General features: G+C 60.7%; 23 protein-coding genes and 2 tRNA genes. 23 read left to right on the top strand and 2 right to left on the bottom strand.

Features of this window, described 5'->3' with window-relative positions; genetic code table 11:
* The first annotated feature begins 44 nt into the window (after window positions 1-44).
* The 11 genes from HV782_RS02650 (at window position 45) to HV782_RS02605 (ending at window position 12,007) form a co-directional block, all read left to right on the top strand.
* Entirely contained in the window at window positions 45-2,270 is a 2,226-nt protein-coding gene (locus HV782_RS02650) for an AsmA family protein (RefSeq protein ID WP_186748386.1), read from the top strand.
* Window positions 2,267-3,334: an A/G-specific adenine glycosylase gene (gene mutY, locus HV782_RS02645; protein WP_186748387.1), complete on the top strand. Its 1,068-nt coding sequence runs from the start codon at window positions 2,267-2,269 to the stop codon at window positions 3,332-3,334. Before HV782_RS02650 ends, mutY begins: the two co-directional genes overlap by 4 nt.
* Window positions 3,331-3,603, top strand: a complete 273-nt coding sequence (locus tag HV782_RS02640; protein WP_008024947.1) for an oxidative damage protection protein — start codon at window positions 3,331-3,333, stop codon at window positions 3,601-3,603. The genes mutY and HV782_RS02640 overlap by 4 nt, the downstream gene beginning before the upstream one ends.
* A 103-nt stretch (window positions 3,604-3,706) precedes the next feature.
* Window positions 3,707-3,782, top strand: a tRNA-Phe gene (locus HV782_RS02635).
* Between the two features lie 417 nt (window positions 3,783-4,199).
* Window positions 4,200-5,174, top strand: a complete 975-nt coding sequence (sbnA, locus tag HV782_RS28870) for a 2,3-diaminopropionate biosynthesis protein SbnA (protein WP_409202046.1) — start codon at window positions 4,200-4,202, stop codon at window positions 5,172-5,174.
* Window positions 5,175-5,180: 6 nt separating this feature from the next.
* On the top strand, window positions 5,181-6,212 hold the full coding sequence (gene sbnB / locus HV782_RS28865) for a 2,3-diaminopropionate biosynthesis protein SbnB (protein ID WP_437180203.1): 1,032 nt from the start codon (window positions 5,181-5,183) through the stop codon (window positions 6,210-6,212).
* Window positions 6,206-7,996 carry an FAD/NAD(P)-binding protein gene (locus HV782_RS02625; RefSeq protein ID WP_186748389.1) on the top strand — a complete coding sequence of 597 codons (1,791 nt, stop codon included), beginning with the start codon at window positions 6,206-6,208 and terminating at the stop codon, window positions 7,994-7,996. Before sbnB ends, HV782_RS02625 begins: the two co-directional genes overlap by 7 nt.
* A complete protein-coding gene (locus HV782_RS02620) occupies window positions 7,993-8,607 on the top strand; it encodes a glutathione S-transferase family protein (protein ID WP_128614601.1) in 615 nt (204 codons plus the stop codon). Before HV782_RS02625 ends, HV782_RS02620 begins: the two co-directional genes overlap by 4 nt.
* 17 nt (window positions 8,608-8,624) lie before the next feature.
* Window positions 8,625-10,049: an L-lactate permease gene (locus HV782_RS02615; RefSeq protein WP_123470631.1), complete on the top strand. Its 1,425-nt coding sequence runs from the start codon at window positions 8,625-8,627 to the stop codon at window positions 10,047-10,049.
* A gap of 29 nt (window positions 10,050-10,078) precedes the next feature.
* Window positions 10,079-11,557 (top strand): aminotransferase-like domain-containing protein, encoded by a 1,479-nt coding sequence (locus HV782_RS02610; protein ID WP_186748390.1) that lies wholly within the window; start codon window positions 10,079-10,081, stop codon window positions 11,555-11,557.
* A 102-nt stretch (window positions 11,558-11,659) separates the two neighbouring features.
* Entirely contained in the window at window positions 11,660-12,007 is a 348-nt protein-coding gene (locus tag HV782_RS02605) for a hypothetical protein (RefSeq protein WP_128614603.1), read from the top strand.
* Here the strand turns inward: HV782_RS02605 and HV782_RS02600 are convergent.
* Entirely contained in the window at window positions 12,004-12,453 is a 450-nt protein-coding gene (locus tag HV782_RS02600; protein WP_186748392.1) for a carboxypeptidase regulatory-like domain-containing protein, read from the bottom strand. The genes HV782_RS02605 and HV782_RS02600 overlap by 4 nt on opposite strands.
* Window positions 12,454-12,713: 260 nt before the next feature.
* Between HV782_RS02600 and HV782_RS02595 the strand changes: the two genes are divergently transcribed.
* From HV782_RS02595 to HV782_RS02580, 4 genes are read left to right on the top strand one after another with little or no spacing between them, the layout of a single operon-like run.
* Window positions 12,714-13,772: a PDDEXK nuclease domain-containing protein gene (locus tag HV782_RS02595; protein WP_186748394.1), complete on the top strand. Its 1,059-nt coding sequence runs from the start codon at window positions 12,714-12,716 to the stop codon at window positions 13,770-13,772.
* 60 nt (window positions 13,773-13,832) lie between these two features.
* Window positions 13,833-14,807, top strand: coding sequence for an alpha/beta hydrolase family protein (locus tag HV782_RS02590; RefSeq protein ID WP_186748396.1), 975 nt, complete (start codon window positions 13,833-13,835; stop codon window positions 14,805-14,807).
* Between the two features lie 28 nt (window positions 14,808-14,835).
* A complete protein-coding gene (locus HV782_RS02585) occupies window positions 14,836-15,249 on the top strand; it encodes a hypothetical protein (protein ID WP_123470626.1) in 414 nt (137 codons plus the stop codon).
* 6 nt (window positions 15,250-15,255) lie between these two features.
* The gene (locus tag HV782_RS02580; RefSeq protein ID WP_186748398.1) at window positions 15,256-15,708 is read left to right on the top strand and encodes a hypothetical protein; all 453 of its coding nucleotides are present in this window, start codon (window positions 15,256-15,258) and stop codon (window positions 15,706-15,708) included.
* A 70-nt stretch (window positions 15,709-15,778) separates the two neighbouring features.
* Here HV782_RS02580 and gabP read toward each other — a convergent pair whose 3' ends face one another.
* Entirely contained in the window at window positions 15,779-17,170 is a 1,392-nt protein-coding gene (gabP, locus tag HV782_RS02575) for a GABA permease (RefSeq protein ID WP_128614607.1), read from the bottom strand.
* Window positions 17,171-17,724: 554 nt separating this feature from the next.
* On the opposite strand from gabP, the gene HV782_RS02570 reads away from it, so the two are divergent.
* From HV782_RS02570 to HV782_RS02535, 8 genes are all read left to right on the top strand, one after another.
* Window positions 17,725-18,498 carry an ABC transporter ATP-binding protein gene (locus HV782_RS02570; RefSeq protein WP_128614608.1) on the top strand — a complete coding sequence of 258 codons (774 nt, stop codon included), beginning with the start codon at window positions 17,725-17,727 and terminating at the stop codon, window positions 18,496-18,498.
* 13 nt (window positions 18,499-18,511) lie between these two features.
* On the top strand, window positions 18,512-19,261 hold the full coding sequence (locus HV782_RS02565; RefSeq protein ID WP_186748400.1) for an ABC transporter substrate-binding protein: 750 nt from the start codon (window positions 18,512-18,514) through the stop codon (window positions 19,259-19,261).
* 77 nt (window positions 19,262-19,338) lie between these two features.
* A complete protein-coding gene (locus HV782_RS02560) occupies window positions 19,339-20,034 on the top strand; it encodes an ABC transporter permease (RefSeq protein WP_186748402.1) in 696 nt (231 codons plus the stop codon).
* Complete coding sequence (locus HV782_RS02555) at window positions 20,031-20,720, top strand: ABC transporter permease (RefSeq protein ID WP_003220713.1); 690 nt, start codon at window positions 20,031-20,033, stop codon at window positions 20,718-20,720. The genes HV782_RS02560 and HV782_RS02555 overlap by 4 nt, the downstream gene beginning before the upstream one ends.
* Complete coding sequence (locus HV782_RS02550) at window positions 20,701-21,936, top strand: methyltransferase (RefSeq protein WP_186748403.1); 1,236 nt, start codon at window positions 20,701-20,703, stop codon at window positions 21,934-21,936. Before HV782_RS02555 ends, HV782_RS02550 begins: the two co-directional genes overlap by 20 nt.
* A 343-nt stretch (window positions 21,937-22,279) precedes the next feature.
* Window positions 22,280-23,116, top strand: coding sequence for an FkbM family methyltransferase (locus HV782_RS02545; protein WP_123470612.1), 837 nt, complete (start codon window positions 22,280-22,282; stop codon window positions 23,114-23,116).
* Window positions 23,117-23,191: 75 nt separating this feature from the next.
* Window positions 23,192-23,267 (top strand) — tRNA-Thr (locus tag HV782_RS02540).
* Between the two features lie 92 nt (window positions 23,268-23,359).
* On the top strand, window positions 23,360-23,902 hold the full coding sequence (locus HV782_RS02535) for a hypothetical protein (RefSeq protein WP_186748405.1): 543 nt from the start codon (window positions 23,360-23,362) through the stop codon (window positions 23,900-23,902).
* The last annotated feature ends 359 nt before the right edge of the window (window positions 23,903-24,261 follow it).

Here is a 24,261-nt window from a genome sequence, read left to right as displayed (position 1 = left end):
TCCCCGGCTAAATTACGAATTCGACTAACTACAAGGACTCGCCCATGAAAGCGTTCGGCAAAATCCTGGGTCTGGTACTTCTCGGGTTGTTGCTGATCATTGTGGCGGCAGGCTTTGCCCTGACCCACCTCTTCGATCCCAACGACTATAAAGACGAGATTCGCCAGATAGCCCGTGACAAGGCCCACATCGAGCTGACGCTCAATGGCGATATCGGCTGGAGCCTGTTCCCGTGGCTCGGCCTGGAACTGCACGAAGCCAGCGTCGCCACGCTGATCAATCCTGCCGAACCGTATGCCGATCTGCAGATGCTTGGCCTGTCCGTGCGCGTACTGCCCCTGTTGCGCCGTGAAGTGCAGATGAGCGATGTGCGGGTCGAAGGCCTGAACCTGCGCCTGAAACGCGACAAGAACGGCCACGGCAACTGGGAAGACATCGGCAAATTGCCGACTCCCGCCGCACCTGCCGGCAGCCCTGCTCCCGCCAGCGCACCGACTGCCGAGGCCCCCGCGCAGCCGGAAAAACCACCGCAGCCGATCCGCCTCGACATCGACAGCCTGACCGTCAACAACGCCCGCGTTGAATACAACGACGAGCAGACCGGCAAGCAATTCAGCGCCGAGAGCATCCAGCTGAGCACCGGCGCGGTACATGATTCGACCAACATTCCGCTCAAAGCCACAGCGTTCCTCAGCACCAATCAGCCTGTGCTGCGGGTGCGCACCGAGCTCAATGGCGAACTGCGCATCGAGCGCGCCCTGCAACGCTACAAGTTCGAGGACATGAAACTGTCCGGCGAACTGACCGGCGACCCGCTGCAAGGCAAGACCATGACCTTCTCTGCTCAAGGCCAGGTGCTGCTGGATAAAGCGGCGAACGTCGCCGAATGGACCGGGATCAAGATCTCCGCCAACCAGCTGCGCGCACTGGGCGAACTGAAGGCCAATGACCTCGACAAGACGCCGCAGATTACCGGCGGCCTGTCGATCGCCCAGTTCGATCTGGCGAAGTTCGTCGACAGCATCGGTCAGAAACTGCCGGCGATGGCCGAAGGCAGCCTGAGCAAGGTCGAACTGGTCAGCCGCGTGGCGGCCACTCCGACCAGCGTCGCCCTCGACAACATCAACCTCAAACTCGACGACAGCAGCTTCAGCGGTCGCATCGCCGTCGAGGACTTCGCCAGGCAGTCGCTACGCGCGACCCTCAAAGCCGACACCTTTAACGTCGACCGTTACCTGCCGCCGAAATCGGACCAGGCGAAAAACGCCACGCAAGTGCGTCAAGCCGAAGTTGCCAGCACCGAAGCCGATGCCATGGCCGGTGCCGGTTCCACGCCGCTGCCGGAAAAACCGAGCAAGAGCGCCTGGAGCACCGAGCGCCTGCTGCCGGTCGAGCGTCTGGCCAAACTGGATGTGGATGCCGATCTGACGTTCGGCCAACTGACCCTCGACAAACTGCCGATCCAGAACGCCGCACTCAAGGCCAGCGGCCAGGGCGGTCTGTTGACCCTGAGCAACCTCAGCGGTGAGTTGTATAACGGCGGTTTCGAAGCCAGCGGCACCCTCGATGTGCGCCCGAGTGCACCGGTGTTGAACCTGACGACCAAAATCAACCGTGTGCCCGTCGAGAAAATCCTCGAAAGCCAGGGCAAGAACCCGCCGGTCAAAGGTCTGGTGACCCTCACCAGCAATCTCACCGGCAGCGGCAACAGCCAGCAGGCGCTGATCGAAACCCTGAACGGCAACGCCAGTTTCGTGATCAACAACGGCGTGCTGCTCAACGCCAACCTTGAACAGCAACTGTGCAAAGGCATCGCCACCCTCAACCGCAAAACCCTCAGCGGCGAGCCACGGGGCAAGGACACCCCGTTCCAGGAGCTCAAGGGCAACCTGACGTTCCGCAACGGCATCGCCAGCAACCCGGACCTGAAGGTGCGCATCCCGGGCATGACGGTTAACGGTGACGGCGATATCGACCTGCGCGTACTCGGCATGGACTACCGCGTTGGCATCATCGTCGAAGGCGACACCAGTGCAATGCCGGACCCGGCCTGCCAGGTCGGCGAGAAATTCGTCGGCATCGAATGGCCGCTGCGCTGCCGTGGCCCGCTGGAACTGGGCGCCAAGGCCTGCCGCGTGGACAACGAACGCCTGGGCCAGGTCGCGACAAAAATCGCCGGCGACAAGCTCAGCGAGAAGCTCGACGAGAAACTGGGCGACAAAGTCAGCCCGGAACTGAAAAACGCATTGAAGGGGCTGTTCAAGCGATGAGAGCGGAGCAGTTTTCCTCGGCGGTGCTGGACTGGTTCGACCGCCACGGCCGCCACGATTTGCCTTGGCAGCAAGGCATCAACCCGTATCGGGTGTGGGTGTCGGAGATCATGTTGCAGCAGACTCAGGTCAGCACCGTGCTCAATTACTTCGACCGCTTCATGGCCGCGCTGCCGACGGTTCAAGCGCTGGCTGAAGCGCCCGAAGACGAAGTGCTGCACCTGTGGACCGGGCTGGGTTATTACACCCGCGCGCGCAATTTGCAGAAGACCGCGAAGATCGTTGTCAGCCAGTACGGGGGCGAGTTTCCCCGTGACGTCGAAAAGCTCACGGAGCTGCCGGGCATCGGCCTGTCCACCGCAGGCGCCATCGCCAGCATCAGCATGGGCCTGCGCGCGCCGATCCTCGACGGCAACGTCAAACGCGTTTTGGCGCGGTTTACCGCGCAAGAGGGTTACCCCGGCGAGCCGAAGGTCGCCAAACAGTTGTGGGCCACTGCCGAGCGCTTTACGCCGCACGACCGGGTCAACGCCTATACGCAGGCGATGATGGATCTGGGTGCGACGCTGTGCACCCGCAGCAAACCGAGCTGCCTGTTGTGTCCGCTGGAGCGCGGCTGCGAAGCGCACATGCTCGGCCTCGAAACCCGCTACCCGATCCCCAAGCCGCGCAAGGCCATCCCGCAGAAGCGCACGCTGATGCCGATGCTCGCCAACGGCGACGGCGCGATTCTGCTTTACCGGCGCCCGTCCAGCGGTCTGTGGGGCGGTTTGTGGAGCCTGCCGGAACTCGATGATCTCGACGACCTGCAACATCTCGCCGATCAGCACGCGCTGACCATGGGCGAGCAGCAGGCGCTGCCGAGCCTTGTCCACACATTCAGCCATTTCCAGCTGGCCATCGAACCCTGGCTGGTCCAGGTGCAGGAGGCCAGCCACCACGTGGCCGAGGCCGACTGGCTCTGGTATAACCTCGCCACCCCGCCGCGCCTGGGCCTTGCCGCCCCGGTCAAAACCTTGCTCGAGCGCGCGGCCGCCGTATTGAACGCAGGAGAGTCGTCATGACCCGCACCATCATGTGCCGCAAGTACAAAGAAGAATTGCCCGCCCTGGAGCGCGCTCCGTTCCCGGGCGCCAAAGGCCAGGACATTTTTGATCACGTCTCCGCCAAGGCCTGGGCCGACTGGCAAAAACACCAGACCCTGCTGATCAACGAAAAACGCCTGAACATGATGAACGCCGAAGATCGCAAATATCTTCAGGGCGAAATGGACAAGTACTTCTCCGGCGAGGAATACGCCAAGGCTGAAGGCTACGTTCCGCCTGCTGAGTAACCCCGCAAAATCGGGGGTCGGATCGTAAGCGACGGAATTAATTTAAGAAATTTTAAAAAAGTCGTTGACGTAAATCCGAAAAACCCTTTTAATGCGCCCCGTTGCCCAGATAGCTCAGTCGGTAGAGCAGGGGATTGAAAATCCCCGTGTCGGCGGTTCGATTCCGTCTCTGGGCACCAAATACCGAAAACCCTGAATCGCAAGATTCAGGGTTTTTTTATGCCTGCGATTCAGCCTCACCCCCCTCTTCGCCCCGTCAGCCCTCCGCTCTCGATACACCTCCCCTCCAGGCTGTACTGAAAAATACCCAAAATCTGTATCTCTCCCTGCATAGACCATTTCGCCACTATGGCGCCAAGCCTTGGCGAGCCAATGACTGGCTCTACTGTGCGCCCCGCAACACTCTGGGCTCGTGCGGCCCTCAGAGCGCAAAACCTGATTTTTTGAATAGATCGGCGTCCACCGAAAGGTCACTTCCTGTCCAGCTAAAAAATCTAAAAACACTCAACAGGCGAACGGCAATTACTGCTTTTCAAACATTCCAGGATGAATGCCGGGCCCCTGCGCGCCCGGCGAAAGAGCGAAACGGACGACGTATGATCAAGCAACTTATCAACGAAGAGAGTTACGTACAGATTGGCGATCTGTGCAGCGCAACGATCCAGCTGAAAATCGAAGGACTGAATCCTGCCGGCTCGATCAAGCTGAAAACCGCGCACGCACTGATTACCGACCTGGAAGTCAGGGGCCTGATTACCCATAAAACCCGTCTGGTCGAGTCGTCTTCAGGGAATCTGGGGGTCGCGCTGGCGATGGTCTGCGCGGCCAAGGGTTACAAGTTTGTCTGCGTGATCGACCCGAACATTTCCGCGCCGAACCGGAAACTGATCCATGCCCTCGGCGCCGAGATGATCATGGTCGATCAGCGCGACGAAAACGGCGGTTTCCTGAATTCGCGCATTCGCCTGATTGAGCAACTGGTCGCCGACAACGCCGACTACATCTGGCTCAATCAGTACAAGAACCCGACCAACCCCCTCGCCCACTATCAAGCGACGGCCCGGTCGATCGCGCGCAGGTTTCCACAAGTGGATTATCTGTTCGTCGGCGCCGGTACCACCGGCACGCTGATGGGCTGCAAAAACTACTTCGCCGAACACCACCCGCACACCAAGGTCATCGCCGTCGATACCGTCGGCTCGGTCACCTTCGGCCTGCCGGGTGGCCCGCGTCATATCCCGGGGCTCGGCACCAGCCGTCGCCCGGAGATTTTCGAACCGGCCGGCATCCACGACTTTCTGTCCATCCCTGAAGAACAGACGATCAAGGTCTGCCGCTGGCTGGCGCAGCGCTACGGCCTGCTCTTCGGCGGCTCCACCGGCACCGTCCTCGCCGGCGTGCAGCAGTGGGCGCCGCACATCCGCCCCGACGACGTCGTCGTGGCGATCTCACCCGACATGGGCGAGCGATACCTCGAAACCATCTACTCCGACGACTGGGTGACCCAGCGTCTCGGCGCTGCGGCGCTGCAACCTCTCTTCCCAGAACCCGCTCTGGCACTTTCGGCGTAAAACACAATGACGACTCAAACCTCGATTCAACCCTTCCATGTGGTGCCCGGCGCTGCGGTCAAGAACATCCTCAACGGCCTGCGCCAGGACGCTATCGAGCTGGTGGCGCAAACCTACCTGACCCATGAGCGTGGCGAGACGGTCAACCCCGACAGTTACTTCCTGCGCTTCCCCGAGCAGCCGGCGAACCGGATCATTGCCTTGCCGGCGGCGATCGTCGACAGCGAGGGCGATCAATCGGTCTCCGGGATCAAATGGATTGCCAGCTACCCCGACAACATCAAATCGGGGATTCCCCGCGCCTCTGCGGTGCTGATCCTCAACGATCCGGACACCGGCTATCCCTACGCCCTTCTTGAAGGCGCACTGATCAGCGCCGTGCGTACAGCAGCGTCGGCGGTGCTCGGCGCCTGGTGGCTCAATGGCCAGAACAAGCGTGCGCCAAGACTGTCGATCGTGGGTGGCGGGGTGATTGCGCGCAATATCCTCGAAACATTCATCAGCGACGACTGGTCGTTCGACCGTGTCGAAATTCACGACCTCAATACTGAATCGGCCGAAGCGCTGGCAGCGTTTGCTGAGCAGCTCGCGGTGCCGCAAGTGCAGATCGTGCCGCTGGCCGACGCCCTGAACGCCGACATCGTGGTGTTCGCGACCAGTGCCGGTGAGCCTTATGTCAAAGGCAACGGCACATTCCGTCCGGGGCAGATCGTGCTGAATATCTCGCTGCGGGATATCGGTGCGGAAATCATCGAAGAAAGTTACAACTACTTCGATGACGTGACCCACTGCCTGAAAGCCAATACCTCGCCGCATCTGGCCGAGCAGAAGTACGGCCATCGCGACTTCGTCACCGGCACCGTGGCGCAGCTGATTCGCGGCGACCTGCAGGTAAGCCGGGACAAACCGCTGATCTATTCGCCGTTCGGCATGGGCATTCTCGACCTGGCGATCGGCCGTATGGTCCACGACATCGCGGTCAAGGAAGGTCAGGCCGTTGCCATCCCGTCGTTTTTCGGGGAGGAGCGCAGATGGTGAAGGCGCCCCTGCACATCGGCCTGGTGGGTTGCGGCTCGCGCGGCCTGTCGATCTTCGAACGGCTGCTGAGCCTCAGCGAAACGCGCCCCGAGCAACCGGTGGTGCTCAATATCTTTGAGCCCAACGTGCACGGTTGCGGCGCGCACTGGCCCGATCAACCGGACTACCTGCTGCTCAACACCGTCGCCGGGCAACTGGGCGTGTTTCCCGATGCGACAGCCTTGGGCGATCTGCCGCAGGCGCAAGCACGCTCGGGGCCGGACTTCCTGCAATGGTGCCGCGAGCAGAACCTCAAGGTCGATGCCGACAGCGGACTGCTGGCGAGTGAAGGCCGCGAGGTCCAGGCCCAGGACTTTCTGCCACGGCATCTGCTCGGCGCTTATCTGGCCGATGCCTTTACGCGCATTCTGGCGACCGCGCCGCAATGGGTCAGCGTGCGCCTGCATCACCAGGCCGTGACCGCCGTCGACTCGGTCGATGGCAAGCGCTACCGCCTGAAAACGCCAGCGGGGGCCGAAATCACGGTGGACCGACTGATCCTGACGGTCGGCCACACCGGTCGGGTGCAGGCCGCCGATCGCCAGCGCATCGGCAATATCTATCCGTTGCCAGGCAGCCTCGACCGCATCGAACCGGGCGAAAGCATTCTGCTCGAGGGCCTCGGGCTGGGCGCCATGGACACGCTGGCCGCCCTGACCGCCGGACGCGGCGGGCAATACACTCGCCGCGCCGACGCCAGCCACGTCTACCACCCTTCAGGCCAGGAGCCGGTGATCTACGTGCAGTCACGCGACGGCCTGCCCTTCCGCACGCGACCCAATGGCCTGACCGACTGCCCACGCCATCAAGCCGTGCTCCTGACCCCGGCGCGCATCGACGCGCTGCGGGCCGACGCCAAGGACGGGCAACTGGACTTCGAGCAGGACATTCTGCCGCTCATGCTGGTGGAAATGCGTGCCGCCGCTGTCGCCGTGTTGCACGCTCAATCTGACGCCGAGCGGCATCGCGAAGTGCTGAGCCGCCTCAGGACGGTGAGCACGGCCGGGACCGCCGGTGTCGTCGCTTGCGAAGCGTTGCTGCGCGAATACGAAGCCGCCAGTGGCTCGATAGATCCACTGGCGCTGATCTGCCATGCGCTGCCCGCCAGTGTGACCGCGCACAACTATCACTCGTGGATCTATCACGCGCTCGAGGCCGACTTGCACGAGTCGCGAGTGGGACGCGGCGAATCGGCGATCAAGGCCGCCATCGAAGTCTGGCGCGATCTGCGTGACCGCTTGCGCCAGGCCGTCGATTTCGACGGCCTGACCGAAGCCTCGCATCGTCAGTTCTATGGCCGTTGGCACAAGGCGATCAACCGCCTCGTGGCCGGCCCGCAGAAGGAGCGTCACGCCGACCTGCTTGCCCTGTGCGATGCCGGTCTGCTGACCTTCCTCATGCCCGGCACCGCGCCAGCGACCGAGCATTACCGCCGCGTCGCCGGCTATGTGCAGGGCAGCGGCGTGATCAACAGCGACTGCGCACCGGTGCGCGATCTCGCGCGCCTGGGGCTGATCCGCCCACGCACCGAAGAGGCAGGCATCGACGGCATCGACGTCGACGCCGCTTGCCACCCCAAATCAATCCGCGGCGAAGCGGTTCGCAACCTCTGGGTACTCGGGCCACTCGCCGAGGGCTCCTGCTACTACAACCACTACGTCACTTCGGCGGGTGCGCCTTCGCGCCTGTTCATGGACGCCCATCGAGCGGCCGCGGCAATTCTTGAAGCAGGAACTCCAGCATGAAACTTTACTACCAGACGCATTCACCCTACGCCCGCAAAGTGCTGGTGCTTGCCCACGAACTGGGGATGGCTTCAAGCCTTGAGGTCATCCACCACGAGACCAGCCCGACCTCGCCGAACGCGACCATCTACAAGGCCAACCCCTTGGGCAAAGTGCCGGTGCTGATGCTGCCGGACGACACGGCGCTGTTTGACTCCATCGTCATTTGCGAATACCTCGACGACCTGAGCGACGGGCCGAAATTCATCCCGCCGAGCGGCCCCGAGCGCTACAAGGCGCTGCGTCTGCAGGCCCTGGCGCAAGGCATGTGCGATGTCGGCATCAAACTGCGCTGGGAAGTCGAGCGCCGTCCGCAGGCCTTGCGTTACCCGGCCTATGCCGACGGCCAGGCCTACAAGCTCAAGGAGGCCTATCGCTTCATCGAGGAGCACATCGACCTCAATGGCCCGATCACCCTCGGCCACATCGCCCTGGCGACCGCCCTCGACTGGATCGCCTTTCGCGAGCTGTCGGACTTTAGCGCGCACCCGCGCCTGAACGAGTGGTATCAGACTTTTTGTGAGCGGGCGTCGATGCGGGCGACCGAGTACAGCGGGCAGACTCACGATTAAGTTAAGGAAAACTGTGTATGACTTCGCTCTTGTTGCAAATGTCGCCCATCGGCCTGGTAATCGCGCTGATTCTGGTGATCCGCCGGCCACCGGTGCAGGCCGCGCTGGCAGGCGCTGCGCTGGTGTTCGTGTTGTGGGGGCTGGGCGCTGCCGGGCCGTTTTCCTCGGCCATCACCTCGGCGATCTTTCAGGACACCGCCATTCTGTTTCTCAGCACCGCGTGCGTGATCGTGCCGGGGCTGGCGTTCGTCATTCTGGTCGAGCGCGGCGGTGCACCCCAGGCCATCGGCGCCTGGGTCAAGGAACTGGGCTGGACACCACCGGCGCAGGTCATTTTCATCGTCCTCGGCCTGGCACCGCTGCTTGAAGCCATGACCGGTTTCGGCGTTTCGCTGATCGCCACCGTGCCGTTGCTGATGGGCCTGTTCAGCCGCCAGGCGGGGATGAAAATCGCCCTGGCCGGGATGGTCATCATGCCGTGGGGCACCCTTGGCCTGGCGACGGTAATCGGTGGACTGCTGGCGCACTTGCCCGCGGAAACGCTCGGCAGCCACTCGGCCCTGATCAGTGCGCCGGTGTTCCTCTGCCTGGCCGCCATCGCCCTGTGGCAGGCCGGCATCCGCAGCGTGGCACCGTGGCTCGGGTTGCTGCTGGTGACGGCGCTGTTCATCGCCGTGCTGTACTCGATCAACCTGTGGGTCGGCCCGGAAGTCTCCGGCGTGCTGGCAGGGCTGACGGTCGCGTGCGTCGGCCTCGGTATCTCGTTCTCGCAGCGCGGCAAACTGGTGCGCTGGCCAAGTGCGGCCTGGCCGTATCTGGCCCTGCTCGGCGTCATCGTCGCGTCCCGTGCGGTGTTCGTGCTGTCCGGCTGGGATGCGCTGTGGATCATCAAGGGCGAGCACGTGTCGTGGAAACCCTTGGCATCGCCAGGACTGGCGCTGCTGATCGTCACCTTGTTGATGGCCAGCAAACAAAGCGCTGCTAACGGTTTCCCGTGGCGTGCTCTGTTCAACCGGGCGAAATTTCCGGTGACGACGATTTTCCTGTTCCTGCTGCTTTCCCAGGTGATGGTCAACGCCGGGTTTCTGGTCGAGGCGCAGCGCACCTTGCAATCGCTGTCGGGGATTTCCCTGGCACCGACCATTGCCTTGCTCGCGGGGATTGCCGGCTACGTCACCGGCTCCAACGTCGGTGGCAACACCCTCGTAATGCCGTCCATCGCGGCATTGACCAGTGAACACGGCGCGTGGCTCGCGGCGATGGTCAACAGCGCCGCCGGCCATGGTGCGCTGGGCTCGCTTTCGATTCTGTCGCTGATCACCGGGCTGGCAGGCGCCAACCGCCAGGAGGAACACAGCCTGATCCGCTTCGCCTTCGGACTGGTTGTGCTGAACATCGTCATTGTTGCTGCAACGGGGGTCGTTTTACTTTACTTTCTGTGAAGTGTTTCCAGAAATGACCAAGAGAACTTATGGACAGGTTTGATTTACCGGACAAGCGCTGGCGAATAGTCAAGGACTGGATCATTCGCCAGATCGACAGTGGTGACTGGGCAGCCGAATCGAAACTGCCGTCAATCCGCACCCTGGCGCGGATGTTTGAAACCAGTATCACCACCGTTCAACGCGCGCTGGCCGATCTGGAGGCCGATGCCTATGTGACAACGGTTGCGCGTGTCGGCTATTTCGTCTCGGCGTCCGGGCAGGCCAAACCGGCTGCCGGTTTCGATTTCTCCAGCGTCACCGTCAACGTCAACCATGCAGTCGTCGCGATGCTGTCCCAAGCGGCCTCGCGCACCACCGCATCGTTGAGCTCTGCGGTCCTGCACAGCGACCTCACGCCTCATGTACTGCTGAACAAGTGCCTCTCCGTACTGGCCGCCAAGGCTGACAACTCGCTGACCGGGCTGGTTGCACCTCCCGGCCTGCCTGCATTACGTCGACGCATCGCCGGACTGATGCTGACCCGTGGCGTCGTCTGCGGGCCGGACGATGTGCTCGTGACTTCCGGCGACACCATTGCCCTGGAACTGGCACTCGAAGCCGTCGCATCACGAGGCGCGACGGTCGCCATCGAAACCCCGACCTATTACGGCATTCTGCAAACCATCGAGCGTCTGGGCATGCGCGCCTTGCCGATTCGCACCCACGGCCAGTCGGGCATCGATGTCGATCACCTCGAAGAAGCGCTGAAACAGAAAAAGGTGTCGGTGATCTTTCTCAACCCGACCCTGCAAAATCCACGCGGTTTCATCATGCCCGACGAGACCCGTGCCCGATTGTCACAAGTCGCTCGCGAAGCCGATGTGCCGATTATCGAAGACGATATCTTTTTCGATCTGGTGCCCGAAGCAGAGCGCCCGCGCGCGATCAAGAGCTACGACAGCAGCGGCCAGACGATTTACTGCTCGTCCTTTTCGAAGACCATCGCCCCGGGTTATCGCGTCGGCTGGTGTGTGGCGGGCAAGTATCGGGAGGCCATCCTCGCGCAAATGTTTTCGCGCAACCTGGCGGTGTCCAGCCTTGCGCAAAATGTCCTCAATGAATTTATCGGCCGCGGCTACATGGAAGAACATTGCGCGCGGCTGCGGTCGCAACTGTCCTCACTGGCCAACCATGTCGAAGGGCTGGTGCGCAGCGACTTTCCTGCGGGAACCGTCTACGTGCCGCCGCGTGGCGGGTTCATTCACTGGATCAAGCTGCCCGGGCACACCGACATGGCGGCACTGGAGCGGCTGGCCAGCGAGCGCGGTTGTCACGTTGCCGGCAGCGGGATCTTTTTCGCCGACGGGCATCCTTCCACAGGGCTGCGCATTTGCCTGGGCACCACGCTGTCGCCGGGGGTGATGCAGATTCTCGCGGTGATCGCCGAATGCGCGCATCTTGCCGGCGAGCAGCCGAGCGGGCGTCTGCCACTGGCTCAGGCACGCGAGGACACTGTGCTCTCCTGAGCCTGAGCGGCGGCACGTGTGATCTCGTCGATCTCAGTGCCTTTCGATCAAACGCGATCCGCGCTACCTTGGCCGCCCCTTACGGAAGAGGGTCATCTGCTGATGAACCAGAAACGACGCCGCGTAGTCCTGCCTCACCCGCCACCCTATCGCGAAAGCCACCTGTCGAAGTGCCTGACGATCCTGTTCAGCGTGTTTCTGACAGGTCTCGGTGGGCTGCTGGCTTATCTGGTTATCGAGGGGCTGGTGCAAGGCTCCATCACCCTGATCAACCGCGGCGGGCCGGCCATGACCTACACCCTCGCGACCCAACCGCGCCTGTATTGGTTTCACATGGTCTGGCAGGGACTCTTCGCCCTGCTGCTTCTGGCCGCAGGGCCGGGATGGTACTGGATCACACGGCTATCCCGGCCTGCAGCCCCGGCAAAGCGCAAGGTCAAAACGCACTAGCTGTTGTCGTTCCAGTGGAACACCAGATTGCGCGCAGCAGCGCCGCCGACATCGGTGACATCGCGCCGGGTCTCGCCCTTACGCGTGGCCACCACGGTGTATTTGCCGGGTGGCAATTGCACATACACCAGCGGGCCGGTCTGACTGAGGGTCAGTACGGTTTGCCCCGGCGCCTTTTGAATTGTGACATCGACGTCGGCGGTGTACTCGTCCTGCGCACCGACGGCAAAGGTCATGTGCAGGTTGTAGCCTTGGGTCTGCTGTATGGCCTTCGCCTCATCTTCACCGATGCCGCCGGCCAGATAATGGATACCACTCTGTTGTTGCTGCTGAACCTGCACACCCGCGCTGTCGATGGGCTCGAGACTGGCGGCCTGCAACATCACCGGAAACAAAAGTGCAGCCAGCGCGGCGATGGGCAGCATGAATGAAAGAACGCGTTTCATGATGACGACTCCCGGGTTCCTGTAGAACCCAACCGTTACGCCTTTTAGATTTTGTGTATTCGTGGCTGTTTTAGATTGATTGGCACTTGGCGCATGTACGAAAAGGACTACAGACCATTGCCATTCGACGAGGCTTTCAACTGCAACGTCCTGCAACAGCCGTCCCGTCTTCCTTCCGAGATCACCCGTGTTGCCCGACATACCTGCGCGGCGACGCTTGGCATCCTTTTGCGTCTGTTTTCAACAATGCGGAAGATCCGATGAGCCAGCTGAAACCTGCTGACACGCAAGACCCGAAAATCGATTCGTTGCTGGGGGAGTTGGGCGAACTGATTCGCCAGGCGCGGCAAAAAGTGCTGCGTGCCGTCGACACGATTCAAGTCCAGACCTGCTGGCAGATTGGCCGGCATATCGTCGAATTCGAACAGCAGGGCGCGCAGCGGGCAGGCTATGGCAAGCAGTTGCTGGCCCTGTTGGCGAAGGATCTGACGGCGCAGTTCGGGAAGGGCTTTGATGATCGAAATCTGCGCTATATGCGCGGCTTTTATCAGTTGTTTCCAATTTGGAACACAGTGCGTTCCGAATTGAGCTGGAGCCACTATCGGCGGCTGTTACGGGTTGCAAATGAAAAAGCGCGCCATTGGTACATGGAAGAATGCGCCAACCTCAACTGGTCCAGCCGCGCCCTCGATCGCCAGATTCTCACGCTCTACTACGAGCGGCTTCTCATGAGTCCGGACAAGGCCGATGTGATTGAAGAAGCCTGCACCCACATCGCAGCAATGAAATGCACACCACGGGAATTCATTCGTGATCCGGTCATGCTCGAGTTTCTCGGTCTACCCTCGGCGGGCAAGGTCAGGGAAAGTGGTCTTGAACAAGCCTTGATCGACCACCTGCAAGGCTTTCTTCTGGAGCTGGGCAAAGGCTTTTCCTTTGTCGCTCGCCAGCAACGCATCAGTACCGATGGCGTCGATCTGTATATCGACCTGGTGTTCTACAACTACCTGCTCAAATGCTTTGTGATCATCGACCTCAAACGCGGCAAGCTCAGCGCCCGCGATGTCGGACAGATGGACATGTATGTGCGCATGTACGACGAGCTCAAGCGCAGCGAGGGTGACAAACCGACCGTCGGGATTATTCTGTGTGCCGAAAGCAGCGACTCCGTGGCGCGCTATTCAATGCTCAAGGGCAATGAGCAACTGTTCGCCAGCAGTTACAAGACGATACTGCCGAGTGAGGAAGAGTTACGCGCCGAACTCAATCGCGAACAGGCTTTGATCGAAGAACGCATGCTCACTCAATCCACTGAATAGAATTGTTCCCGCACGCTGTGCGGACTATCGTTGGCAACTTACCCGCCAAGGTCGAGCGTCATGAGCTGTCAGGACACGCCCGCGATGCAACACAGTCAGTCAACGTCGCCGACTTCGACGGCAGTGCAAGGTGAGCCCTTCAAGGAAGCCGCCGCCGACGGCTTTGTACTTGGCGGTTTCACATGGCGTCAGGCGTTGCCTGATATCCAGCGCCCGGCGGTCATCATCAACGCGGCCACTTCGGTGCGCTGTCGCCACTACTCACGCTTCGCAGCCTATTTGTTCGGCAATGGGTTCGACGTGATCATCTACGACTACCGCGGCATCGGCGAATCACGGCCCGACTCGCTAAAAGGGCTGCAGGCGTCGTGGACCGATTGGGGCGCACTGGATTTCGAAGCGATGCTCATGCGTGCGCAACGGGAATTCCCCGGGCAGCCAATCGACGTGGTCGGCCACAGTTTTGGCGGTTGCGCGGCGGGGCTGGGCGAATCCGGGCAGGTCATTCGTCGGTTGGTGACGGTCGGTGCGCAGTTCGCTTACTGGCGTGACTATGCGCCCGAGCAGCGTTGGCGGATGTTCGGCAAATGGCATCTGTTGATGCCGCTGATGACGCGGATCTGTGGTTACTTTCCCGGCAAACGCCTCGGCTGGCTGGAAGACACGCCCGCCGGTGTCGTGCGCGACTGGAGCACGCCCACCGCACAATATGAGCGGCGTCCAAGCGGCCGGGCGCTCATGAAGAAAGCCGGCAGCCTGCCCTTCGCCAACGTTCGCGCCCAGACCCTGGCAATCAGCATCAGCGATGATCCTTACGGCACCATTGCAGCCATCGAACGCCTGCTCGCCTGCTTCAGCAACGCACCGAAAACCCACCTGCGCATCGAGCCGCAGGACATCGGCGAACAACAAGTCGGACATTTCGCCTTTTTTCGCAGCGCATACCAAGCCACACTATGGCCCATCGCTCTGACCTGGCTGCACACCGGCGCACTGGCCCCCGACACACCCGGGCGGACTGTGCCGCGCAGCTGAGCCCTTTCAACGCACGACGGAACACACCATGGCCTCCGCCAACAAACAGCAAAAACGCGCCGCCCGGGCCAAGACCAAGGCCAAGCAGAACCGCACCAAACGCGCCGAAGCGCCGGTGGAACTGGACCCGAACGACGATCGCATCGACTTCGAATCGGTGGACCTGACCGAGCTGTTCAAGAAAATGATCGACGCCGAGAAGATCAGCCAGCAAGCCCTGTGCACCGCGTTCCTCGAAGACCCGTTGCTGGAGCTGGTCTTTGAGCAGGAAGGCGAAGAAGGCGCGATGGACTTCATCCTCGCCGCGCTGATCGAGTACCGCCAGTGGTCGCAAGAAACCGATGAAGCCGGCGCGCTGGCCTGGATCGAATCCCCGGCCTTCCAGGCCGATTATGTGGCGGCGTCCGACGCGATCGCCGCACAAACCCAACAGAAGAACTGAGTTCCCATGGCATCCCTGAACAAGCAACAGAAACGCGCCAAACGCGCCAAGGCCAAAGCCAAGCACATCCGCATGGTCGGGCGTAAGCCACTGGAGCAGGACGACGATCTCGGCCACCTCGCCGAGCCGATCCCGGATTACACCCTGGCAATGTTCAGCAAAATGCGCGACGCCGAAGCCGTCAGCCGCAACGAGATGCTGCTGACGCTGCTGCGTGAACTGGCGTTCATCATCGTTGACCATCCAGAACTGCTGGACATGGAAAACGCTGAAAACGAAGGTATGGCCGCCACCCACCTGGCCGCCGACATGCTGATCGACTACCGCATGTGGGCCGACGGCATGGACATCGAAACCGCCCAGGCCTGGCTGAGCGAGCCGCAGTTCATCACCGATTTCGGGGTTGCGCTGGATACTTATGGCAAGTCGATGGACACGCAGGAAGACAAGAGCGAATAAACCCCGCTGCCAAACAAAAACGGCCGCTAGTCATCACTGACAGCGGCCGTTTTGCATTACGCGCTACGGATCAGTTGAGCACCACCGCACCACGTTTTTCCAGCTTGCGACGGCGGGCTACCAGCAGGCCGGCAGCCACCACCAACAGGCTCAGCAGGCCGGTCGCGAGGATTTCCACGCGGTGCGCTTCCTGGAACAGCATGATGGTCAGGGCCGCGACGATGAAGATGATCACCGCGTAGGTCAGGCCTGGGAACAGCCACATGCTGAAAACGATTTTCTCGCCACGGGCCATGCGCTGTTTGCGCATACGCAGTTGCGAGAACGCGATCACCAGGTACACCAGCAGCGCAATGGCGCCGGAACTGGCCAGCAGGAACTCGAACACCGCAGCCGGTGCCACATAGTTGGCGAAGGTGCAGAGGAACGCTGCGCCAGTGGACAGCATGACCGCCCAGTAAGGCGTACCGCTTTTATTGGTGCGGGTCGACATGGCCGGGGCGTCGCCACGCTTGCCGAGGGAGAACAGCATCCGCGACGAGGTGTACAGCGCCGAGTTCAGGCAACTGGTTACAGCAACCAGCACCACGATGTCGACGATCATCTTGGCGTTCGGGATGCCCATACGCTCAAGCACAGTCTGGTAGGAGCCCAGGTTAGCCAGCGTAGGATCGTTCCACGGCACCAGGGCCACGACGATGAAGATCGACACGAGGTAGAACAGACCGATCCGCCAGATCACCGAGTTGGTGGCCTTGGAGATCTGCTTGCCCGGGTTCTTCGACTCCGCGGCCGCGATGGTCACGATTTCGGTACCCATGAACGAGAACATGGTAGTCAGGATCGCGCCCAGTACCGCGCCCATCCCGTTAGGCAGGAAGCCGCCGGAGTCGAACAGATGCGAAACACCGCTGACCTGGCTGTTCGGCAAGTAGCCGAAGATCGCCGCCAGACCGAGGATGATGAAGCCGATGATCGCCAGCACTTTGATCAGGGCAAACCAGAATTCGAACTCGCCGTAATTCTTCACACTGAACAGGTTGGTGATGGTCAGCAGCAGGGTGATGACCAGCGCGAACGCCCAGATACCTACGCCCGGGAACCATGCATGGAGGATGGTCGCGGCGGCGTTGGCTTCCAGTGGAATCACCAACACCCAGAACCACCAGTACAGCCAGCCGATGGTGAAACCGGCCCAGTGCCCGATGGCACGGTCGGCGTACGTCGAGAAGGAGCCAGTGTCCGGCGAGGCAACGGCCATTTCACCGAGCATGCGCATCACCAGCACCACCAGGGTGCCGGCGGCAGCGTAGGCCAGCAGCACGGCAGGGCCGGCGGCAGCGATGGCGTGGCCGGAGCCAACGAACAGACCGGCGCCGATTACACCGGCGATCGACAACATGGTCACATGACGCGGTTTGAGCCCCTGTTCGAGGCCATTGGAGCTTGGGGTACTGCTCATCGAAACTACCTTTGCAAGGAAAGCGATTGCGTCCGGCCCGTCTGGCATTTTCTTTCTCGTAAAAAGAAACCAACGGGGCGTTCCTTATTCTGCACGCAAGTTTTGCGCCAAAATGTTTCAAACTCTTCTGTGCCGCGGCTTTGCGCGCGACCGGACAGTCATCGCAAGTCCTTGGATTTAATGGCAATCCGCCAGAGCGTTACCCTGCGACTCACTTTTCAAACGAAACAGCGCACCAGAAACACACTGAAAAAGTGTGGGATGCACAATAAAAGGGCAATTGAGGAACGTTCGGCCGGATAGCGCTTCCAACACCCCGCCAAAGCTGGCAACATCGCGCCTTTTTTTACGCGACGCCCAAAGGTTTGCACGATCAAACACCCGTTCGGTTGTTGATGGGGCGACAGTCTGCTGTGCCGATGCGACAACCTGCCACACGCCATCCGCTTACCGCTCGTAGCGCTGTTGGCTGCCATTGAAACGCTATGCTAGCTTGGCCGCCTCGCCAGGAAGGCCCGCCAACAGCAGGAGCGCAACATATATGAGGAACGCACATGGCTGAGGCCACGCCCGCGCTTGAAATCCGCAACTTGCACAAACGCTACGGACAGCTTGAGGTGCTCAAAGGCATCTCGCTGACCGCCCGCGACGGCGATGTGATCTCGATCCTCGGTTCCTCCGGTTCCGGCAAGTCCACGTTCCTGCGTTGCATCAACCTGTTGGAAAACCCGCACCAGGGCCAGATTCTGGTGGCGGGTGAAGAACTCAAGCTCAAGCCCGCCAAGAATGGCGAACTGGTTGCCGCTGATGGCAAGCAGATCAATCGCCTGCGTTCCGAGATTGGTTTTGTGTTTCAAAACTTTAATCTGTGGCCGCACATGAGCGTGCTCGACAACATCATCGAAGCCCCGCGCCGCGTACTCGGCCAGAGCAAGGCCGAAGCGATCGAAGTCGCCGAAGCACTGCTGGCCAAGGTCGGCATCGCCGACAAGCGCCACGCGTATCCGTCGCAGCTGTCCGGTGGTCAGCAGCAACGCGCGGCCATCGCCCGCACCCTGGCGATGCAGCCGAAGGTGATTCTGTTCGACGAGCCCACCTCCGCCCTTGACCCGGAAATGGTTCAGGAAGTACTTAGTGTCATCCGCGCACTGGCCGAAGAAGGCCGTACCATGCTGCTCGTGACCCACGAAATGGGTTTCGCCCGTCAGGTCTCCAGCGAAGTGGTGTTCCTTCATCAGGGCCTTATAGAAGAGCAAGGATCGCCTCAGCAGGTGTTCGAAAACCCGCTTTCGGCGCGCTGCAAACAATTCATGTCCAGCAACCGCTAACGGAGCAACATGCATGCAGAATTTTAAAAAGGTCTTCCTGGCCGCCGCCGTCACCCTCGCGTTCAGCGCCGGTGCCATGGCCGAGACCATGAAGATGGGCATCGAAGCGGCTTACCCGCCGTTCAACAACAAAGACGCCAGCGGCAACGTGGTCGGCTTCGACAAAGACATCGGCGACGCCCTGTGCGCGAAGATGAAAGTCGAGTGCACCGTGGTCACTTCCGACTGGGACGGCATCATCCCGGCCCTGAACGCGAAGAAGTTCGACTTCCTGATCTCCTCGCTGTCGATCACCGACGAGCGCAAGGGCGCGGTGGATTTCACCGACCCGTACTACTCGAACAAGCTGCAGTTCATTGCACCGAAAAACGTCGACTTCAAAACCGACAAGGACTCGCTGAAGGGCAAGTCCATCGGTACCCAGCGCGCCACGCTGGCCGGCACCTGGCTGGAAGACAACTACGGCAGCGATCTCAACGTCAAACTCTATGACACCCAGGAAAACGCCTACCTCGACCTGACCTCCGGTCGGGTCGACGCGATCCTCGCCGACAAGTACGCCAACTACGACTGGCTGAAAACCGATGCTGGCAAAGCCTACGAGTTCAAGGGCGACCCGGTCGTGGAAAGCGACAAGATCGGCATCGCTGTACGTAAAGGCGATCCGCTGCGTGAGAAGCTGAACGCCGCCCTGAAGGAAATCGTCGCCGACGGTACCTACAAGAAGATCAACGACAAGTACTTCCCGTTCAGCATCTACTGATCTGACCTGCGGGACCGGCGCCGTGATTCGACGGCGCCGGCTCCCGGCCTTGCCTGCCGCGATTTGAAAAGAAATCCATGATTATCGACCTCTACGGATTCGGCCCGGCCCTCGCCGCCGGTGCGCTGATGACCGTCAAACTGGCGCTGACAGCCCTGTGCCTGGGACTGGTACTCGGTCTGCTCGGCGCCTTGGCCAAGACGTCCCCGTACAAGCCGCTGCAGTGGCTTGGCGGCACGTATTCGACCCTGGTGCGTGGCGTCCCGGAACTGCTTTGGGTTCTGCTGATCTACTTCGGTACGGTCAACCTGATGCGCAGCCTCGGTGAATTTTTCGGCAACCCCGACCTGCAACTCAGCGCCTTCGCCGCTGGTGTTATTGCTTTGGGCCTGTGCTTCGGCGCTTATGCCACGGAAGTGTTTCGCGGCGCGATCCTCGCCATTCCCAAGGGCCACCGTGAGGCCGGCGTGGCCCTGGGCCTGTCGAAATGGCGGATCTTCACCAAACTGATCATGCCGCAGATGTGGCGTATCGCCCTGCCGGGCCTGGGCAACCTGTTCATGATCCTGATGAAGGACACCGCGCTGGTGTCGGTCATCGGCCTGGAAGAAATCATGCGCCACGCGCAGATCGGCGTGACCGTCTCGAAACAGCCGTTCACCTTCTATCTGGTGGCCGCGGTCATGTACCTGGGCCTCACCGTGCTGGCGATGACCGGCATGCACTTCCTGGAAAAACGCGCCGCTCGCGGCTTTGCGAGGAGCACTTCATGAACTGGGAAGTGATCATCAAGTGGCTGCCGAAACTGGCGCAGGGCGCGACCCTGACCCTGGAACTGGTAGCGATTGCGGTAATTGCCGGTCTGTTACTGGCCATTCCGCTGGGCATCGCCCGCTCCTCGAAGCTGTGGTACGTGCGCGCTTTACCCTACGCCTACATCTTCTTTTTCCGTGGCACGCCGTTGCTGGTGCAACTGTTCCTCGTCTATTACGGCCTGGCGCAGTTCGACGCGGTCCGTAGCAGCGCGCTGTGGCCCTACCTGCGCGATCCATTCTGGTGTACCACCGCGACCATGACCCTGCACACCGCGGCGTACATCGCCGAGATCCTGCGCGGTGCGATCCAGGCGATTCCCCCCGGAGAAATCGAAGCGGCGCGGGCGCTGGGCATGTCCAAACCCAAGGCGATGTTCTACATCATGCTGCCGCGTGCGGCGCGCATCGGCCTGCCGGCCTACAGCAACGAAGTGATCCTGATGCTCAAGGCCAGCGCGCTGGCGAGCACCGTGACCCTGCTGGAGCTGACCGGCATGGCCCGCACGATCATCGCCCGTACCTACCTGCCGGTGGAAATCTTCTTCGCCGCCGGTGTGTTCTATCTGCTGATGTCCTACGTGCTGGTGCGCGGCTTCAAGCTGCTGGAGCGCTGGCTGCGCGTCGATGCCTGCCAGGGGCGCTGAAACTTCCCACGTGCTGACGGGCGAGACGCTACTCGCCCGCTTCACGGCGCTGGATAGCTTTCTTACGGCGCATCAGGCGCTGTGGAAACCCCGACCGTTCACTCATCTGCAGCTTCCTTGGGAATCCTCCTACCCCGAACTGGCCGCATGGCTACGTGGGCGCTCACTGGAAGAGGCGGAAAACGCTCACAACTTCCCCGCTGATCTCCTCGGTGCGCCAGAGCCTTTCGCTTCACTGGCGGTGTTGTCAGCTCAATTAAGTGCCGTCGGCGAGTTACCGGGCCATGCGCTGGAAGCGGCAGGCCACCGCTTGAACGTCGATGTGCCGGGGCGCAAGTGGCAGCAGATCGAGGCGTTTGCCAGCCGATTGTCCTTCGCTTCAACCCCCACGCATTGGCTGGACTGGTGTTCGGGCAAGGGGCATCTGGGGCGGCGGCTGCTCAGCAAAGGACAAGACCTGACGTGTGTTGAGTACGATCCGTTGCTGGTCGCCAGCGGTCAGGCATTGAGTCAGCGCCATCATCTGAACGCCTTGCATGTCGAGCAGGATGTCATGACAGCGGACGCAGCAGCGCTATTGGATGCCACTCACACCCCCGTCGCCCTCCACGCATGTGGCGATCTGCACGTGCGATTGATGCAATTGGCCAGCACCACCGGTTGCCGACAACTGGCAATCGCGCCGTGTTGCTACAACCGCATCCGCCATCACGAATATCAGCCGTTGTCCGCAGCTGGGTCGGGATCGCTCCTACAGCTGTCGCTGGAAGATCTGGCACTGCCGCTGAGCGAAACCGTCACCGCCGGTGCACGCGTCCGACGTCAGCGCGACACATCTATGGCCCGACGGCTGGCTTTCGACCTGCTGCAACGGCAACTGCGCGGAGTCGACGAATACCTGCCCACGCCATCACTTCCAAGCGCCTGGCTGGACAAGCCGCTCGCTGACTACTGCCGCGATCTGGCGGCCCTCAAAGAGTTATCCCCAGTCGGCTCGCCAGATTGGTCGGCACTGGAAGCTGCCGCCTGGCAGCGTCTGGCCGAGGTGCGCAACCTGGAATTGCTGCGCGGACTGTTCCGGCGGCCGCTGGAGCTTTGGCTCAATCTCGATCGCGCACTGTTCCTCGTCCAACAGGGATATGCCGTGCGCCTTGGCACCTTTTGCAATAGCCCATTGACCCCGCGCAATTTGATGCTGCTCGCTGAGCGCCTTTAAACTTTACATCCTGTGGATAAGTCTGTTGATGGATTTGCTACGGATCCAATATTTACGGCTGTCGCAGGCCCTTAACCGGCTTGGTCATTTTTTGTTCACATAAATAAAAAACCTGTAAAACAGGGATTTGCGAACAAAATGAGAACGCGTCCACAAAATCCCCGCCACACCGCGCTACGCTGCTTCCCGTTGTGCATAAGCCTCAGATCGAAATGACATAACCGCCGAATCACGGACCGTTTCAGCGGGAAATTGCGCCTGCCCTTCGCCCTTGCTATACAGGCTCACACCGTGCAGGCAGCACACAGACGAACAAGAACAATCCGACCAGCAGGGAGTGACCGTGACTTTCATTTCATACGCACAGAACTTCGAGGATATTCGCCTGTGGCGTGCGTTCAAGTTCTTTGAAAACGGCTTCTATATCGATGTCGGCGCCAATGATCCGGTTCACGACTCAGTGACCAAGGCCTTCTATGACCGCGGCTGGAGCGGCGTCAACATCGAGCCGATGCAAAACTACCACGATGCCCTGTGCCAACAGCGCCCACGCGACACAACCCTGCAATGCATTGCCAGTGATACGCCCGGCGAAGTGACGTTCTACGCCATCCCTGACACCGGCCTGTCCACCGCTGACCCGCTGGTCGCTCAGGAGCGCAAGGATGCCGGCCTCGAAGTACAGAGCCTGACGGTAAAAGCCCGCACCCTGACATCAATCTGCGAAGAACACGCCGCCGACCGGGACATCCACTTCCTGAAGATCGACGTCGAAGGCCACGAAGAAACCGTGCTGCGCGGCATGGACTTCAGCCGCTTCCGCCCGTGGATCCTCATCATCGAAACCCCGTTCGAACGCGACCACACCTGGGAACACCTGGTCACTGATGCCGGCTATCAATCGTTCCTGTTCGATGGCCTCAACACGTGGTTCCTCGCCGAAGAACACCTGAACCTCAAGCCCGCCTTCGACCTCCCACCCTGCAACCTCGACAACTTCCAGCTGTGCTTCGGCCACCTCTTCGCCCACCCCGTCAGCCCCGGCGAAGCCGACGCCCGCAAACAAATCAACGCCGCCATACAACGCGCCGAACGCGCCGAAGCCCAGCTTCTCGCCATGCAGAACAGCCGCACTTGGCGCGCCCTGCACACGCTACGCAACGTCCTGCGCCGGGCCTGATCCGACCCGGCGCAAAAATAGTCTGAATTCAGGGGTTTACAGAACCAACCCAATCGCTATAATCGTCGCCCACACGCCGGTATAGCTCAGTTGGTAGAGCAACTGACTTGTAATCAGTAGGTCCCGGGTTCGACTCCTGGTGCCGGCACCATACAAAAAAAGGGCTTGCAGCGATGCAGGCCCTTGTTTTTTGTCCCAGACGTAACAACCAACGTAACAAGCAAGTCTGAAAAGGATTCGGCTATGGATTGGTTACGCGATTTTTCCGCTAATTACGCAGATGGTGTGACGGCAATCGTTGCAGTTCTCGCACTTGCGTTGACCGCATTAAGCCTCAATGCCTTTCGACGTGAATACCGAGCGAAGTACCGTCCCTACCTGGTTCCGGCGGTCAGGGCAGTTGAGATCGCATCCTCGCCAGAAGAGATGGGCTACCGGCTCACGATTCATCCAACAAACGTTGGCCCCCACCCGTGTTGGGTGAGGTTGAGCGATGTGAAGATGGTGCTTGGTGACGAACTCATCATTATCGACTCCATGGAAGAGTGGAGCCTGATCGGAACTCAGGGTGCCTCAGCAGCATTCCCAGCCGGGGAAATCTTCCCCCTCGGTGTCAAACGTATTCGGGATCACGAATATCAACTGAATCGGGTGGAGGTCCACTTCACGCTGCATTCCAAGTCGATTGATGATGAGCACTACACATCCAGTCGCTGGCTGTTCGAAGTCGACATCCGCGGAGAATCCCCATCCGTTCTGTATAGACCTGACCTGTTAAAAGACTGAGTTGGCGCCCTTACAGGGCACACCTCGTACCGGTGCACCTTGGGGCCTGAGTTTTCAAAGACTAGATGATCCGCATCGCGGTCTGAGGAAGGGCGAAATTTAACGCTTGTATGAGCTAGGCGATCACACATGACGCCCTATATGCGTGAGGGAAAAAATTAGGGTTTCCCCCTAAAAAGCCTGTCAGATATGACTGATTACTATTCTTACGACTCTCTGACCCTTCTAAATCAAGCCTCTCATCTGACGTATAGACTCCAGCAAGTCCTTCTGGAGTTGCTCCAGTTCATTGAGCATCGCTGCCTTTTTTCCTTCAACTGCTCAAGGTCGGCTGCGAGCGGCCTGTCGATCACACGTGT

This window comes from Pseudomonas monsensis (genome assembly GCF_014268495.2).
GTDB lineage: Bacteria > Pseudomonadota > Gammaproteobacteria > Pseudomonadales > Pseudomonadaceae > Aquipseudomonas > Aquipseudomonas monsensis.
The sequence above is the reverse complement of the archived record's forward strand: the minus strand, read 5'-3'. Positions and strand labels throughout refer to the sequence as shown.

What these genes read in the sequence shown, in the direction of transcription:
- HV782_RS02650 (WP_186748386.1), top strand. Translation starts at nt 45, where the DNA reads ATGAAAGCGTTCGGCAAAATCCTGGGTCTGGTACTTCTCGGGTTGTTG.
- mutY (WP_186748387.1), top strand. Translation starts at nt 2,267, where the DNA reads ATGAGAGCGGAGCAGTTTTCCTCGGCGGTGCTGGACTGGTTCGACCGC.
- HV782_RS02640 (WP_008024947.1), top strand. Translation starts at nt 3,331, where the DNA reads ATGACCCGCACCATCATGTGCCGCAAGTACAAAGAAGAATTGCCCGCC.
- sbnA (WP_409202046.1), top strand. Translation starts at nt 4,200, where the DNA reads ATGATCAAGCAACTTATCAACGAAGAGAGTTACGTACAGATTGGCGAT.
- sbnB (WP_437180203.1), top strand. Translation starts at nt 5,181, where the DNA reads ATGACGACTCAAACCTCGATTCAACCCTTCCATGTGGTGCCCGGCGCT.
- HV782_RS02625 (WP_186748389.1), top strand. Translation starts at nt 6,206, where the DNA reads ATGGTGAAGGCGCCCCTGCACATCGGCCTGGTGGGTTGCGGCTCGCGC.
- HV782_RS02620 (WP_128614601.1), top strand. Translation starts at nt 7,993, where the DNA reads ATGAAACTTTACTACCAGACGCATTCACCCTACGCCCGCAAAGTGCTG.
- HV782_RS02615 (WP_123470631.1), top strand. Translation starts at nt 8,625, where the DNA reads ATGACTTCGCTCTTGTTGCAAATGTCGCCCATCGGCCTGGTAATCGCG.
- HV782_RS02610 (WP_186748390.1), top strand. Translation starts at nt 10,079, where the DNA reads ATGGACAGGTTTGATTTACCGGACAAGCGCTGGCGAATAGTCAAGGAC.
- HV782_RS02605 (WP_128614603.1), top strand. Translation starts at nt 11,660, where the DNA reads ATGAACCAGAAACGACGCCGCGTAGTCCTGCCTCACCCGCCACCCTAT.
- HV782_RS02600 (WP_186748392.1), bottom strand. Translation starts at nt 12,453, where the DNA reads ATGAAACGCGTTCTTTCATTCATGCTGCCCATCGCCGCGCTGGCTGCA.
- HV782_RS02595 (WP_186748394.1), top strand. Translation starts at nt 12,714, where the DNA reads ATGAGCCAGCTGAAACCTGCTGACACGCAAGACCCGAAAATCGATTCG.
- HV782_RS02590 (WP_186748396.1), top strand. Translation starts at nt 13,833, where the DNA reads ATGAGCTGTCAGGACACGCCCGCGATGCAACACAGTCAGTCAACGTCG.
- HV782_RS02585 (WP_123470626.1), top strand. Translation starts at nt 14,836, where the DNA reads ATGGCCTCCGCCAACAAACAGCAAAAACGCGCCGCCCGGGCCAAGACC.
- HV782_RS02580 (WP_186748398.1), top strand. Translation starts at nt 15,256, where the DNA reads ATGGCATCCCTGAACAAGCAACAGAAACGCGCCAAACGCGCCAAGGCC.
- gabP (WP_128614607.1), bottom strand. Translation starts at nt 17,170, where the DNA reads ATGAGCAGTACCCCAAGCTCCAATGGCCTCGAACAGGGGCTCAAACCG.
- HV782_RS02570 (WP_128614608.1), top strand. Translation starts at nt 17,725, where the DNA reads ATGGCTGAGGCCACGCCCGCGCTTGAAATCCGCAACTTGCACAAACGC.
- HV782_RS02565 (WP_186748400.1), top strand. Translation starts at nt 18,512, where the DNA reads ATGCAGAATTTTAAAAAGGTCTTCCTGGCCGCCGCCGTCACCCTCGCG.
- HV782_RS02560 (WP_186748402.1), top strand. Translation starts at nt 19,339, where the DNA reads ATGATTATCGACCTCTACGGATTCGGCCCGGCCCTCGCCGCCGGTGCG.
- HV782_RS02555 (WP_003220713.1), top strand. Translation starts at nt 20,031, where the DNA reads ATGAACTGGGAAGTGATCATCAAGTGGCTGCCGAAACTGGCGCAGGGC.
- HV782_RS02550 (WP_186748403.1), top strand. Translation starts at nt 20,701, where the DNA reads ATGCCTGCCAGGGGCGCTGAAACTTCCCACGTGCTGACGGGCGAGACG.
- HV782_RS02535 (WP_186748405.1), top strand. Translation starts at nt 23,360, where the DNA reads ATGGATTGGTTACGCGATTTTTCCGCTAATTACGCAGATGGTGTGACG.